At 66.3% G+C, this 13,055-nt stretch carries 17 protein-coding genes; all 17 read left to right on the top strand.

All coding sequences use genetic code 11. From position 1 onward, the window contains the following. Positions 1-643 precede the first annotated feature (643 nt). A complete protein-coding gene (locus AC6R19_RS19750; RefSeq protein WP_500581587.1) occupies positions 644-946 on the top strand; it encodes a hypothetical protein in 303 nt (100 codons plus the stop codon). After that, positions 933-1,214 (top strand): hypothetical protein, encoded by a 282-nt coding sequence (locus tag AC6R19_RS19755; protein WP_500581588.1) that lies wholly within the window; start codon positions 933-935, stop codon positions 1,212-1,214. The genes AC6R19_RS19750 and AC6R19_RS19755 overlap by 14 nt, the downstream gene beginning before the upstream one ends. A 74-nt stretch (positions 1,215-1,288) precedes the next feature. After that, positions 1,289-1,819: a hypothetical protein gene (locus AC6R19_RS19760; RefSeq protein ID WP_500581589.1), complete on the top strand. Its 531-nt coding sequence runs from the start codon at positions 1,289-1,291 to the stop codon at positions 1,817-1,819. After that, complete coding sequence (locus AC6R19_RS19765) at positions 1,816-2,478, top strand: hypothetical protein (protein WP_500581590.1); 663 nt, start codon at positions 1,816-1,818, stop codon at positions 2,476-2,478. The genes AC6R19_RS19760 and AC6R19_RS19765 overlap by 4 nt, the downstream gene beginning before the upstream one ends. 204 nt (positions 2,479-2,682) lie before the next feature. Further along, a complete protein-coding gene (locus AC6R19_RS19770) occupies positions 2,683-3,228 on the top strand; it encodes a DUF1441 family protein (protein WP_500581591.1) in 546 nt (181 codons plus the stop codon). Then, complete coding sequence (locus tag AC6R19_RS19775; RefSeq protein WP_500581592.1) at positions 3,146-5,062, top strand: phage terminase large subunit family protein; 1,917 nt, start codon at positions 3,146-3,148, stop codon at positions 5,060-5,062. Before AC6R19_RS19770 ends, AC6R19_RS19775 begins: the two co-directional genes overlap by 83 nt. After that, positions 5,062-5,304, top strand: a complete 243-nt coding sequence (locus AC6R19_RS19780; protein ID WP_500581593.1) for a hypothetical protein — start codon at positions 5,062-5,064, stop codon at positions 5,302-5,304. The genes AC6R19_RS19775 and AC6R19_RS19780 overlap by 1 nt, the downstream gene beginning before the upstream one ends. Positions 5,305-5,308: 4 nt before the next feature. Continuing rightward, positions 5,309-6,823: a phage portal protein gene (locus tag AC6R19_RS19785; protein ID WP_500581594.1), complete on the top strand. Its 1,515-nt coding sequence runs from the start codon at positions 5,309-5,311 to the stop codon at positions 6,821-6,823. Further along, complete coding sequence (locus AC6R19_RS19790; RefSeq protein WP_500581595.1) at positions 6,813-8,129, top strand: S49 family peptidase; 1,317 nt, start codon at positions 6,813-6,815, stop codon at positions 8,127-8,129. Before AC6R19_RS19785 ends, AC6R19_RS19790 begins: the two co-directional genes overlap by 11 nt. 55 nt (positions 8,130-8,184) lie before the next feature. After that, on the top strand, positions 8,185-8,535 hold the full coding sequence (locus tag AC6R19_RS19795; protein ID WP_500581596.1) for a head decoration protein: 351 nt from the start codon (positions 8,185-8,187) through the stop codon (positions 8,533-8,535). A 94-nt stretch (positions 8,536-8,629) separates the two neighbouring features. Next, complete coding sequence (locus tag AC6R19_RS19800) at positions 8,630-9,643, top strand: major capsid protein (protein WP_500581597.1); 1,014 nt, start codon at positions 8,630-8,632, stop codon at positions 9,641-9,643. 60 nt (positions 9,644-9,703) lie between these two features. Next, positions 9,704-10,027, top strand: a complete 324-nt coding sequence (locus AC6R19_RS19805) for a head-tail joining protein (RefSeq protein ID WP_500581598.1) — start codon at positions 9,704-9,706, stop codon at positions 10,025-10,027. Positions 10,028-10,040: 13 nt separating this feature from the next. Beyond that, the gene (locus tag AC6R19_RS19810; RefSeq protein ID WP_500581599.1) at positions 10,041-10,598 is read left to right on the top strand and encodes a phage tail protein; all 558 of its coding nucleotides are present in this window, start codon (positions 10,041-10,043) and stop codon (positions 10,596-10,598) included. 2 nt (positions 10,599-10,600) lie between these two features. Further along, positions 10,601-11,170, top strand: coding sequence for a hypothetical protein (locus tag AC6R19_RS19815; protein ID WP_500581600.1), 570 nt, complete (start codon positions 10,601-10,603; stop codon positions 11,168-11,170). Then, positions 11,167-11,754, top strand: a complete 588-nt coding sequence (locus AC6R19_RS19820; RefSeq protein ID WP_500581601.1) for a phage baseplate assembly protein V — start codon at positions 11,167-11,169, stop codon at positions 11,752-11,754. Before AC6R19_RS19815 ends, AC6R19_RS19820 begins: the two co-directional genes overlap by 4 nt. Positions 11,755-11,775: 21 nt before the next feature. Beyond that, a complete protein-coding gene (locus AC6R19_RS19825) occupies positions 11,776-12,117 on the top strand; it encodes a GPW/gp25 family protein (RefSeq protein WP_500581602.1) in 342 nt (113 codons plus the stop codon). Continuing rightward, positions 12,114-13,055, top strand: a complete 942-nt coding sequence (locus AC6R19_RS19830; protein ID WP_500581603.1) for a baseplate assembly protein — start codon at positions 12,114-12,116, stop codon at positions 13,053-13,055. Before AC6R19_RS19825 ends, AC6R19_RS19830 begins: the two co-directional genes overlap by 4 nt.

A 13,055-nucleotide genomic window follows, 5' to 3' on the forward strand; every position in this document is an offset into this window, starting at 1 on the left:
TTGATTCTATCGGGGTTTTACACACCCGGCTTTCGGGGTTTCACACACCCCGGCCTCGGGGTTTTACCCACCCGCTTTCGGGGTTTTACACACCCAGATTCGGGGTTTTACACACCCAGATTCGGGGTTTTACCCACCCGACCACCCCTGCAAGCCCCGCCAGCCGTGGCTTCCAGAATCCGTAACTGTATTAACCTATTAACTATCTACTAACTCTACAGATAACTGGCATTGATTAACTTTTACTGGCAACAGCAACAAGGCGCACTTGCCTCGGTGGGGGTGTTTTGTCGCTGTATTCGTTGCGTTCCCGCAATATTGTGCCACAACGGCACTAAGGGTGGGTGAAACCCCGAAACCATGGGGCCTGTAGCGGAGGGATTCGGGGTTTTACCCACCCGCCGCGCTGGAGGCCCCGGAATTTCTACGGGTCACGGTTTTTGATTGTGCGGATTTTTGCGTTAAGTTTCCCGCACCGTGGGCAAGGTGAGCCCAGACGCAGCAACCCGAGCACGTCACCGCAGCCAACCGAGGACAACACCATGCCGACCTCCTACGACTCCTAAGCGCCGATCACCAGCAGTACCAAACACCAACGAAAGCCCCGGCAGCCCCGGGGCTTTTTTATTGCCTCGAGGAAGCCATGGCCAGCAACACCGACCAGCCCCGCACCATCAACCGCGAGACGCCTGTGGCCATTGGCCTGGTGGTTATCCTCTGCGGTGCCGTCTTCTCCGCCGGCGCCTTCTGGCAGAAGTGGGACGCCCTGGAGAAATCCCACCGCGCCGACGTGGCCCGCCTGGAACAGGAGAACCAGCGTCTGGAGGAGAAGACCGACCGCAAGTTTCAGGAGCTGCAGCGCAGCATTGACCGGGTGGGCGAGGACGTGAGCCAGGTCAAAAACTTCCTGATGCGCAACCCGGGGCGCAGCCATGAGCGCAACTAAGCGCCGCCCGGTGAAAGGCGCGGTAAGCCTGGAGACGATCGCCCGCACCCAGGTGCTGCTGCTGGCTATGCCCATTGAGGGCGAAATGGTCGTGGTATCCACCGACCGCGAAACCATGACCATCTGGCAGCGGGAGCGCCTGAGCCTGTACGGCCAAGTGCACCAACTGCCCTATGTGGAAACCACCGACGCCCGCAACCTGAGCCTCGGCGAGGTGCACGACAAGGCGACCACCGCCCTGCGCATGTACCACGCCGGCCGCCTCTAACCCGTTTAAGCCACCCCTTCGCATTCCCCCCCCCCTTGCGTGGGGGTGGCGCTTTAATTCCTGGAGAAAACGCCATGGCCGCACCCGTTTGGCTGGTATCCCTCGGCACCTCCCTGGTGGACTGGGCGAAAAGCGCCTGGACCAAGCGCGCCGAGGACAAGGCGCGCGACCGCGCCCACAAAAACGCGATGAAGGAGGAGGACCAGCGCGCAACGCTGGAACTGCGCCGGGCTAAGAACGCAGCCCGCATTGAGCGCGCCAAGAGCGCCGACGAGGCCGCTGGCGCCCTGGACGCCATGACGGTGGCCGCCCGCGGCTTCAAGGACGAGGTGCTGATGTTCTTGACCATGGCGCCGGTGGTGCTGGTGTTCCTTAGCCCGTTTGTGGACCTGATGAAATCCGACGCCCCCTACCAGCCGGGGCAGCTGCAGAATGCGGTCATGGCCGGCTTTACCGCACTTAACCAGGTGCCGGCATGGTATGCCGCGCTGGTGATTGTGATCTTTATCGACACCTACGGCCTGCGCCGCTTGCTGCGCACCGCCATCGAGGCCTTTGCCAACAACGTGGCGCAGCGCTTCGCAGCGGGGAGCGCGCCACGATGAACGGCCCGAGGTTTATCACCATCAACGGACTGGGCCTGCACCGCGGCCGCTACACCACCGACAAACTGGGGGTGGCACTGCGGCAGCTGGGAGCCACCGCGGTGGACTTCAACTACCAGCCGCGCAGCCTGCTGGACGTACCCTTCCTGCGCTCCCGCCGCCTGCTGCGCGAGGACGCCGCCAAGCTGTGCGAGCTGCACCAGCCGGGCGACAACGTGGTTGCCCACAGTTACGGCTGCCTAGTGGTGTACACGGCCATGACCATGGGCGCCCGCTTCGGCCGGGTGTTTTTCCTGGGAGCAGCGATCGACTGCGAGGCGGTCCTGCCGGCGCTGGGGGCCGATGAGTTCTACAACGTCTACCACCGCCGCGACCTAGCCCTCTGGCTTGCCGGCCTGCTGCCTGCCCACCGCTTCGGCAGGGCAGGGCGGGACGGCTTCAAAAATACCGGCTTCAACGGCGAGGCGGTCAACCCTTTCCTGCTGCAGCTCCCGGCCAACTTCAAGGCCCGCGACCTGTTCCGCCACAAGGGTTACTTCCAGCCGGAGCACATGCCGACCCTGGCCGCGGTTATCTACCAGCTGGCCAGCGGAAAGCCCGACACCCACCGCAGCCCCGAGCTGCTGGCCCTGACCGGCGGCGCCGGCCTCCACCCCTGATCAAAAAAACGCCGGGTCCTTCCTGAGCGCCCTTCCGATGCGGGTAGGGTGACCGCGAGATATGGCTAGGTATGGGGTTTTTTTTCGGGGGTTGTTGTTGTTGTTGTTTGATCGGTCCGGGCGTTTTGTACGGGAAATCTAGGGGTTTTTGTGAATCGCGGAGAGTTCTAAACAGAAACCCCGTCAAGTTCGGGAGTGCTGCCGATGGCGAAAGGGCAGGAAGTAAACCGCAACGAGCTGGCGGCCCTTTTCGGCGTATCCCTCCCGACCGTCACCAACTGGGTCAAGAAGGGTTGCCCCTATGTCGAGAAGGGGGGCAACGGCCGGCCCTGGGTGTTCGACACCGCCGAGGTGGCGCGCTGGCGCGAAGACCTGGCGCGGGGCGAGGGCATCACCTCCGACCTTAGCGACCAGACCATGGCCGAGCTGGAAAAGCTCGAGCTGCAAATCAAGGTGGAGAAAGCCCGGCTGTCCCTAGACCAGGCCAAGAGCAAGGTAGTGGCGGTCGAGCTTGTCCAGCCCGCCTGGGAAACCTTCTGCGCGAACGTGCGCAGCAAGCTGATGGGCATACCCGCGAAGGCGCAATCGCGCATCCCCGGTTTTTCGCGTGAGCACGCGAACACCCTGAAACAGCTGATTTTTCAAGCGCTAGGGGAAATCGCAGACGATGACCAGCTACCAGACTCAGTTGCAACAGCTGTGGACGGCGGCTTGTCAGATGATGAGGCCGCCGCCGCTCCTGAAGGTTAGCGAGTGGGCCGACCGCTACGCGAAGCTGTCCCCGGAGAGTTCGAGCGAGTCCGGCGACTGGACCAGCGAACCCTTCCAGCGCGGCATCATGGACGCGGTGGACGAACCCGACGTCGACCGCGTTTCGGTAATGAAATCCGCGCGTGTGGGTTACACCAAGTGCATTGACCACATCATTGGCAAGCACATGGACGTGGACCCCTGCAGCCTGCTGGTGGTCCAGCCCACGGTGGAGGATGCCGAGGGCTACAGCAAGGACGAAATTGCCCCCATGCTGCGCGACACCCCGCGCCTGCACGGCAAGGTGTCCGACAAGGCCCGCGACGGCTCTAACACGATCCTGAAAAAGCAGTACCCCGGCGGGGTGCTGCACCTGGTGGGCGCCAACAGCCCGCGCGGCTTCCGCCGCATCACCGTGCGCGGTGTGCTGTTCGACGAGGTGGACGCCTACCCGTCCAACTCCGGCGGCGAGGGCGACCCCATCAAGCTGGGGGAAAAGCGCAACAGCACCGACCCGAACGCCTTCACCGTCATGGGCAGCACGCCCACCCTGGAAGGCTTCTCGCGCATACAGAAAGCGTTTAACCGCTCCGACAAGCGCTACTACTTCGTCCCCTGCCCGCACTGCAAAACCATGCAGACCCTGAAATGGGGCGGCAAGGGCAAGCCCTACGGCATCAAGTGGGAAGAGGGCAACCCGGATTCAGCCTGGTACGAGTGCGAGCACTGCCACGAGCCGATCGACTACAGCGCCCGCGCCTGGATGGTCGAGAACGGCCAGTGGCGCAGCACCGCCGCCTTCACCTGCTGCGGCCGGGAACAGGAGCCCGCGAAGTGGGACGGCCACCGCGCCCTCTGCGGCGACTGCGGCAAGCCCGCCAAGCGCAACGGCCACGCCGGCTTCCATATCTGGGCCGCCTACTCGCCTTTCCCCAAGGCCAAATGGTCCGCCCTGGTGGAGGAGTGGCTGGAGGTCAAAGACGACCCCGAGCAGCTGATCACCTTCGTCAACACCGTCCTGGGCGAAACCTGGAAGGAGGAAGCCACCGAGATCGAGTGGGAACCCCTCTACGCCAGGCGCGAACCCTACGGCCCCGCCGTGCCCATGGCCGCGGCGGTGCTGACCGCCGGGGTGGATGTGCAGCCCGACCGGCTGGAAATGCAGGTGGTGGCCTGGGGCCCCGGCTACGAGGCCTGGCCGATCCGTTACGAGGTATTCAAGGGCGACCCGTCCGATACCGCCGTATGGGAGCGCCTGACCCAGGCCCTGGACCGCGAGTACCAGCACGAGAGCGGCCACGCCATGTGGGTGGAGGCCTGCGCGATCGACACCGGCGGCCTAAACACGCAGGACGTGTACGCCTACGTCAAGGAGAACGAACACCGCTGCATAGCCATCAAGGGCGGCAAGGACCCCTCCGGCCCGCCGGTGCGTCGCCCGAGCCGCGACAACCTCGGCAACGTCGACCTCTATACCCTGGGCGTCAACACCATCAAAAACCGCCTGGCCCGCCGGCTCGCCTATCGGCGCCCAGGCCGCGGCTATATCCACTTCCCAGTATCGGACGAGTTCGAGGTCGACTACTTCCAGCAGCTCACTGCCGAGAAGGCCGTCACCGTCATGCACAACGGCCACCCGGTATCGCTGTTCAGGAAGCCCCACAACGGCGTCCGCAACGAGGCCCTGGATACCTTGGTTTACGCCATGGCCGCCCTGTTCATCCTGAACCCTGAAATGGACGAACTGCCGAGCAGCTACGCCGAGCGCGTCGCCCCGAAGCAAGAGCAACAGGCCGCGCCGCAGCGCGTGGCCTCCAACTGGATGACCAGCTAATGGAAACACTCTGGACAGAGGCCGACCTGCAGGCGGTCAAGGCCGCCATCATGGAACTGGCCGCCGGCAAACGTGCGGTCAGCATCGAGTACACGGGCGGCAACACCACCAAAAAGGCCACCTACACCTCGGCCGACCTGCCGCAACTGCGGCGCCTGTTCCGGGAAATCCGCGACGAACTGGCCGCAGCCACCGGTACCGCCACCGGCTGCGTCACCACGGTAACCACCAAGGGGCTCTAAGCATATGGAATACCCGACCCTGGCCGCCGCCGGGTTCCAACTGCCCGGCGGTGCCACCATGAGCAGCGGCGCCTACGAGGCCGCCAGCACCCGCGGACGCCTGAGCAGCTGGGCCACCAGCGACTACGGCCCCAACGAGTCCCTTTACTACGACGCCGGCACCATCCGCGCCCGCTCCCGGCACGTCTTCCGCAACAACGGCTGGGCCAACTCCGGCCTGGAGAGCTGGGTGGTCAATATCGTGGGCACTGGCATCCGCCCGCGCTGGCAGATCGACAGCGAACGCCTGCGCGAGGACGCCCACCAGCTGTTCGCCGACTGGGCCGAGGTGTCCGACGCGGCCGGCGTGCTCGACTTCTTCGGCCAGCAGTCCCTGACCTGCCGCGGTGCCGTCGAGAGCGGGGCCAGCTTCGTGCGCCGCCGCATCCGCCCCCTGTCCTGGGGACTGCCCGTGCCGCTGCAGCTGCAGCTGATCGAGGTTGACCAGCTGGCGGAGCAGATCAACGAGCAGCGCGGCGCCAACACCGTGCGCGGCGGCATCGAGCACGACAAGCGCGGCCGCCGTGTGAAGTACCACTTCTACAAAGAGCACCCGGGGGAAAACCGCTACAGCTTCCGCGCCGGCAACCTGGACACGGTGCCGGTGCCCGCCCAAGACGTGGCGCACATCTTCCGCCCCGACCGCCCAGGGCAGATCAACGGCATGCCCTGGGCCACCTCGGTGCTGGTGCGCCTGCGCGAGCTGGACCAGTACCAGGATGCCGAGCTGGTGCGCAAAAAAACCGCCGCAATGTTCGCCGCCTTCGTCAAGGAGGCGGTGCAGGGCAACAAGGGCGTGGGCATCGCCGGCGCCCGCCCCGGCGCGCCGCCGACGCCCCCCGGCGCGGTCAGCCTGGAACCCGGCATGCTGCAGTACCTGGCCCCGGGCCAGGAAGTGGAGTTTTCCAAGCCCGCCGACGTGGGCGCCAGCTTCGAGCCCTGGCTGCGCTACGAGCTGCTGCAGTTCGCCGCCGGCTTCGGCCCCACCTACGAAATGGTCACCGGCGACCTGCGCGGCGTCACCTATTCCAGCATCCGCCAGGGCGTCCTGGAGTTCCGCCGGAAATGCGAAATGGTGCAGGCCCACATGATGGTTCACCAGCTGTGCCGGCCGGTCACCCGCTGGTTTATGGATGCCGCCGTCGGCTCCGGCAAGCTGAAAATCACCGACTACCTGGAGAACCGCCGCAAGTACTGGCGCGTGGCGTGGCAGCCGCAGGCCTGGGACTGGGTGGACCCCGAGGGCGACCAGAAGGCCGCCGAGGGCAAGGTCCGCGCCGGCTTCATCACCCGCGAAGACGTGGCGGCCAAGCTGGGCTCCGACGTGGAACAGGTGGACCGCAAGAACGCCCAGGCCCGCGAGCGCACCAAGCGCCTGGGCCTGGTCTACACCACCGACGCCGCCGACACCGCCAACAACGGCGCCCTGCAGAAAACCGACGGCAGCGCCGCGCAACCGGAGAAAGACGATGACGATTAACCGCCGCCAGCTGCTGGCCAGCCTGGAAAACACCCCGCTGCTGATATCCGAGGCGGGGCTGTCGCAACTGTTCGGCGCCATCGAGCAGTTGCCCGACACCATAGACCCCAGCGCCGGATCCGGACCGCCGGCCCTGGAGCTGGCCAGCGGCTGGCAGTGGTTCGAGTGCGACGGCGGCTGGTTCCGGCTGTCCAGCGAGGGCCTGGCGGTGCTATCCGTGATCGGCCCCACCATGCACCGCGGCCGCTGGATCCACCGCTACCTGGGCTGGCCCACCTACACCGACCTGCGTGCGCAGTTTATCGCCGCGCTCGACTCCAACGCCGTGCACGCCATCGTGTTGGAGATCGACAGCCCCGGCGGCCAGGCCGCCGGCATGCTCGACCTGGCCCGCTTTATGTTGAGCCTGCGCGGTGAGAAGCCCGTCACCGCCCTGGTCAACGAGTGCGCCCTGTCAGCCGCCTACGGCCTGGCCTGTCCGGCCGATCGCGTAGTGGCGATCAAGGGCGCCGTGGCCGGTTCCATTGGTGTGATTGCCAAGTATGTGGATCGCAGCAAGGCGCTGAAAGATGCCGGCTACATCATCAACACCCTGAAGGCCGGCGAGTACAAGGACGACGGCAGCATGGATAAGCCCATGGACGACGGGGCCCGCGGCCGGCTGATGAAGCATATCAACAGCACCTACGACGATTTTTGCCAACTGGTGGCCGACGCCCGCGGCCTCACCGTCGACGCGGTTAAGGCCACCGAGGCCGAAGTACTGACGGCCGAGGCCGCCCAGGCCGCCGGCCTGATCGACGAGATCACCAGCTACAACGATTTTTTCAACCAGATGGCCGACCAGGCCGCAGACGAGGAGGACGGCATGTTCCGACGCAAGCCAAAAGCGCAGACCGGCGCCCCCGCGGCCGAAGCCGGCAGCGAAACCCCAGCCGCTGAAGCGCAAGCCCAGCCCCAGGCTGGTACAGAAACCCCACCGCAAACCGGTGCCGAGAGTGAGGCCGAAACCTTCACCATGACCGCCGATGAGCTGGAGGCCCACACCACCCAGGCGATCACCGAGCACATGAACGCGCACAAGCAGCACCTGGCGGAAATCGCGCGCATGGCCGGCGAGGCCGGACGGCCCGACATGGCCGCCGACCTGATGTTGTCCGGCGCCAGCCTGGAGGACGCCCGCGTCCAACTGTTCGACCGCCAGGCCGCCGAGTCCCCCGACCTGGACAGCAGCCTCGGCGCCGAGAACAGCGAAAACCCGCTGCTGGCCGACGCCAAGGCCCGCTCCGCTGCAGCCGGTTGCTAAGTAGTCCGCCGGCAACCGACCACCGACTTAACACACTTTTAGAGGAGGCCCCACCATGGCCGAACTGACCGAAGGCAAGAACCTTGCCGACCTGCTGATCTACGAAAACGAAAACTACCGCTACAGCCGCAGCCCGGTGACCATTGGCGCCGGCCAGGTGCTGGAAATGGGCCAGGTGCTCAAGGATTCCGCCGGCGAATACGTGGAAATCGACGCGGTGGTCGGCGACAACCCCGACGCCATACTGCTGGCCGATATCGACACCACCGGCGGCGCCAAGGAGGCCATGGTGCTGGACCTCGAGGCCATAGTGCACCGCGATGCCCTGATCATGAACGGCGACGCCACCCAACAGGATGCGGTGATCAAGAAGCTGCGCACCCTGCTGGGCATCAAGGCCCGCTAAACCCAGCCGCTCAACCTAGAACCGCAATCCCCCGAGCCCACTGCCGCGGGCTTTTTTGTGCCCCTGTTTCCCCAGTTAAACCGAGGACCACCCCATGGAAATGGCGAACCCCTTTGACCGCCCCGAATTCAATATGGCCAGCCTCTCCGAGGCCATCAAGACGCTGCCGAACATGTACCAGCGGGCCGGAAAGCTGAATGTCTTCAAAGAGAAGCCCATCAACACCACCACCGCCCTGATCGAGTACAAAAACGGCCGTTTCTACCTGATTAAGAGCAAGGACCGCGGTGACGAGGGCGACCAGCACCGCATCGGCAAGCGCAAAATCAAGTCCTTTCTGGTACCGCACTTCCCGCTGCCCGGCGAGATACTGCCGGACCAGTACCAGGGCGTGCGCGCCTTCGGCTCCACCAGCGAGCTGGCCACCCTGTCGGAGATCATGAACGACACCCTGCAGGACCTGAAGGACAGCCACGACATCACCCACGAAAACGGCCGTATGGGTGCGCTGAAAGGCGTGATTACCGATGCCGATGGCTCCACGCTGTACGACCTGTTCAGCGAATTCAACATCACCAAGAAGGTGATCACCTTCAACCACACCGACGACTTCCGCACCAAGACCCTGGAGCTGAAGCGCTATATCGAGGACAACCTGACCGGTGACACCTCGAACGGCATCCACGTGCTGGTGTCGGGCGACTTTATGGACTTCTTCGTCACCCATGCCAGTGTCGAAAAGGCGTTCATGTACCACGCCGAGGCCAGCCAGCGCCTGGGCGAGGACCCGCGCGCGGGCTTCAAGTTTCAGGGCGTCACCTTCGAGGAGTACCGCGGCAAGGCCGAGGACAACAAGGGAAACGTCCGCAAATTCATTGAGGACGGATCCGGCCACGCCTTCCCGATGGGCACCAGCCGCACCTTCCAGGAGATACTGGCACCGGCGGACTTCCTGGAAACCGCCAACACCCGTGGCCAGCGTTACTACGCCAAGCAGGAACCGCGCAAGTTCAACCGCGGGCTGGATATACACACCCAGTCCAACGTACTGGCCCTGTGCAACAACCCCGGCGTGCTGGCGGAAGTCAAGGTGGGTACAACCAGCTAAGCCATTCAGTCCCAAACAAACCCCGGCCCCGCGCCGGGGTTTGTCTTTCAGGAGCCCCCCATGCACTGGGATCAACTCGAGCAACAACTCAACGCCACCATAGCGGAGACGTTTAACGAATCGGCGCAGGCCCTCTACTACCCGGCGGCCGGCGGCGATCCGTTAAGCCTTTCCGGCGACTTCGAGGCCCCCGGCGGCCGGGGCGCCGACCAGTTCGGCCGCGCCACCCATGTGGTGCCCAGCTGGAGCATGGACGAGCCCGCCGCGCCGCCCTGGACCGACGGCGACCTGCTGGAATACGCCGGCACCACCTACCGCGCGCGCCCGCCGGTGCCGGACGGTGGCGGCCGCGTCACCTACGAACTCTGGGACTACCAACCCTAAGCGAGGGCAGGGCATGGCCACCAACGAGCGCGTCACCCTGGATCTGCGCGGCAGCGAGGCCCTGGACACCTTTATCACCGAGGTGGAGCGCAAGCTGATCCCCAAGGCCGAGGCCCGCGCCGCCAACCGCACCGCCGGCCACCTGCGCACCCGCTATGTGCGCAGCCTGAGTCAGCGCACCCGCGTGCGCCAGAAAATCCTGCGGCGCAAGGTCAAGCAGCGCAACGCCAAGGCCGGCCAACTGGCGCAGGTGTGGTTCGGCCTGCTGCCGGTGCCGCTGGCGTCCATCCCCGGCGTGCGCCAGGTGGCCAGCGGCGTGCGCGGGCCGGGCGGCATCGAGGAGCTCGGCGCTTTTATCGCCCGCGTCGGCCCCGGCCACCGCGGCGTCTTCAAGCGCAAGACCCGCAAGCGCCTGCCCATCCGCCAGCAAATGCACCGCATCGAGGCCGAGGCGCGCCAGGTGCTGGCGGACGCCACCGACGGCCGCCAGCTGTTCGAGTTCTTCGCCCGCAACTTCAACCGCGACCTGGCCTATATGGCCGACCGCGAAGCCCGCAAGCTCAAGGGTTAGTCATGGCAAGCATCAACACCGTACAGGACAGCATACTGCGCGCCCTGCAGCAGGTGCCGGACGTGGCCACCGTGGCGGAGATGCCCGAGGAGTTCTACCAGCCCGGCGCGCGCTTCTCCGTCAACACCCCGGCGCTACTGGTGGGCTTTGTCGAGGCCCTGCCCACCGGCCCGGCCAACAACGGACTGCAGCCGCTCACCGTCGAGTGGGAAATCCTCGCGCTGGTCAACAACCGCCGCAGCCTGCTGGAGAACCACCGCGCCGCCGTGGACCTGGCCACCGAGGCGGTGCTGGCCCTGGATCCGCAACTCACCGACGAGCAGGGCGCGCCGCTCAAGCCGCTGGGCCCGCTGGAACTGCAGCGCCTGCACCCGGCGCAGCTGAATAGCCCCGGCGGCAACGGCGTGGCCGCCTACTCCCTGGAATACACCCAGCGCGTGTGGGCCGGCGTCGACCGCCGCTACGACCCCACGCCGCTGCCGTCGCCGGTGGAAATCTATATGGGCTACGCCCCCAACGTCGGCCCCGAGCATGTGGACGACTACGAGAAGATCGGCGAGGTGAGCGCATGAGCCCCGGGCAGCTGCTGGACGTGGCCCGCCAGCTCACCGAACTGCAGCGGCGTATGGACAACCTGCTGCGCTTCGGCACCATCGCCGCCGTGGACCACGAGCAGGCCCGCGCGCGGGTGCAGTGCGGCGGCAATACCACCGCCTGGCTGCGCTGGTTCGCCCCCGCCGCGGGCAAGGACGACACCGAGTGGCGCCCGCCAAGCCTGGGCGACCAGGTCATGGTATTCAGCCCCGGCGGCGACCTGCGCGCCGGCGTGATCCTGGCCGGCCTATACAGCGACGCCGCCCCCGCCAACGGCGACGCCGCCGGGCTCTACCGCCGCACCTTCGCCAATGGCGACCTGATCGAGTACCAGGACGGCAACGCCAAGGTGATGGTGTCCGGCAGCCTCAGCGGCGAGGCCGACACCCTGGCCCTGCAGGCAAACACCATCGAGCTGCAGGCCGGCACCCTCAAGCTGGCCGGCGACGCCATCGAGATGGTCGGCCCGGTCACCCAGACCGGCGGCGACTTCACCAGCGACGGCATCAGCGCCCAGCACCACACCCACAAGGAGAGCGGCGCGGGCGAGCCCAACCCATAACCGCAAGCCGGAGGCCAACCCATGCAACCCTACGGCCTGGACAACCAGACCGGCGGCAGCCTGTCAGGCCTGGCGCACCTGCGCCAGTCCATCACCGACATACTGACCACCCCGGTGGGCTCGCGCGTCATGCGCCGCGACTACGGCTCGCGCATTTTCCAAAGCGTGGACGCGCCCCTGACCCGCAGCACCCAGGTGGACATATACGCCGCCGCCGCCGACGCCCTCGCCATCTGGGAACCGCGCCTGCAGGTCACCAGCATGGGCGTGGAGCGGGTGGACAGCGGCGGCCTGACCCTGCGCGTCTCCGGCTACCTGCTGGAGAGCGGCGAAGCCATCACCCTGGAGGGGATCGAACTATGAGCAGCCAAAGCGCCGTGGATATCAACCGCCTGCCGGCGCCGCAGCTGGTGGAGGTGCCCCAGTTTGAAAGCATCTACGCCGACCTGGTGGCGCAGCTGGACGGAACCGCGCCCATGCTGCTGGACACCCTCGGCAAGCCCCTGGTGCTGCAGGCGGAACTGGTCACCGGCGACGGCGAGGCCTATTTCAAGGTGCCCGCCGGCGAGCTGGCCGGCCTCTCCTATGTGAACCTGGAGAGCGAACCGCTGGCCAAGCTGCTGCAGGTGGCCGCCTACCGCGAGATGCTGGTGCGCCAGCGCGTCAACGACGCCGCCCGCGGCGTCATGGTGGCCTTTGCCGTGGACAGCGACCTGGAGCAGCTGGGCGCCAACAACAACACCCCGCGCCTGGAGGGCGAGAACGACCCCCGCTACCGCGCGCGCATCCCGCTGGCCTTCGAGGGGCTGGCCACCGCCGGGCCCGAGGGCGCCTACAAGAAGCACGCCCTGGGCGCGGATCCGCGCGTGAAGGACGCGCTGGCCGCCAGCCCCAGCGACGGCGTGGTGGAAGTGGTGGTGCTGTCCACCGAGGGCAACGGCACCCCCTCGCCGGACCTGCTGCAGACGGTGGCCGCCGCCCTGGACGCCAAGACGGTGCGCCCGCTCACCGACAAGGTGCAGGTGCTGGCGCCCACCATCAAGCAGTACGCCATCGACTGCACCCTGACGCCGATACCCGGCCCGGTGGACGAGGCCGTCTTCGACCGCGCCGAGGCCGCCGCCGTCGCCTACTGCGACGAGCAGCACGCCCTGGGCGCCCCCGTGACCCGCTCCGGCCTCTTCCGGGTGCTGCACCAGGACGGCATCCAGCGGGTGCAGATACACGCGCCCGAGTTCGACATCATCAACCAGCCCGACGAGGCCGCCTGGCTGGCCGGTATCGAGATCAAGCGGGGGTAA

The organism is Microbulbifer sp. SE14, from assembly GCF_059834885.1.

Bases quoted from the DNA above. Each gene is read 5' to 3' on its own strand.
- AC6R19_RS19750 (WP_500581587.1), top strand. From the start codon at position 644: ATGGCCAGCAACACCGACCAGCCCCGCACCATCAACCGCGAGACGCCT.
- AC6R19_RS19755 (WP_500581588.1), top strand. From the start codon at position 933: ATGAGCGCAACTAAGCGCCGCCCGGTGAAAGGCGCGGTAAGCCTGGAG.
- AC6R19_RS19760 (WP_500581589.1), top strand. From the start codon at position 1,289: ATGGCCGCACCCGTTTGGCTGGTATCCCTCGGCACCTCCCTGGTGGAC.
- AC6R19_RS19765 (WP_500581590.1), top strand. From the start codon at position 1,816: ATGAACGGCCCGAGGTTTATCACCATCAACGGACTGGGCCTGCACCGC.
- AC6R19_RS19770 (WP_500581591.1), top strand. From the start codon at position 2,683: ATGGCGAAAGGGCAGGAAGTAAACCGCAACGAGCTGGCGGCCCTTTTC.
- AC6R19_RS19775 (WP_500581592.1), top strand. From the start codon at position 3,146: ATGACCAGCTACCAGACTCAGTTGCAACAGCTGTGGACGGCGGCTTGT.
- AC6R19_RS19780 (WP_500581593.1), top strand. From the start codon at position 5,062: ATGGAAACACTCTGGACAGAGGCCGACCTGCAGGCGGTCAAGGCCGCC.
- AC6R19_RS19785 (WP_500581594.1), top strand. From the start codon at position 5,309: ATGGAATACCCGACCCTGGCCGCCGCCGGGTTCCAACTGCCCGGCGGT.
- AC6R19_RS19790 (WP_500581595.1), top strand. From the start codon at position 6,813: ATGACGATTAACCGCCGCCAGCTGCTGGCCAGCCTGGAAAACACCCCG.
- AC6R19_RS19795 (WP_500581596.1), top strand. From the start codon at position 8,185: ATGGCCGAACTGACCGAAGGCAAGAACCTTGCCGACCTGCTGATCTAC.
- AC6R19_RS19800 (WP_500581597.1), top strand. From the start codon at position 8,630: ATGGAAATGGCGAACCCCTTTGACCGCCCCGAATTCAATATGGCCAGC.
- AC6R19_RS19805 (WP_500581598.1), top strand. From the start codon at position 9,704: ATGCACTGGGATCAACTCGAGCAACAACTCAACGCCACCATAGCGGAG.
- AC6R19_RS19810 (WP_500581599.1), top strand. From the start codon at position 10,041: ATGGCCACCAACGAGCGCGTCACCCTGGATCTGCGCGGCAGCGAGGCC.
- AC6R19_RS19815 (WP_500581600.1), top strand. From the start codon at position 10,601: ATGGCAAGCATCAACACCGTACAGGACAGCATACTGCGCGCCCTGCAG.
- AC6R19_RS19820 (WP_500581601.1), top strand. From the start codon at position 11,167: ATGAGCCCCGGGCAGCTGCTGGACGTGGCCCGCCAGCTCACCGAACTG.
- AC6R19_RS19825 (WP_500581602.1), top strand. From the start codon at position 11,776: ATGCAACCCTACGGCCTGGACAACCAGACCGGCGGCAGCCTGTCAGGC.
- AC6R19_RS19830 (WP_500581603.1), top strand. From the start codon at position 12,114: ATGAGCAGCCAAAGCGCCGTGGATATCAACCGCCTGCCGGCGCCGCAG.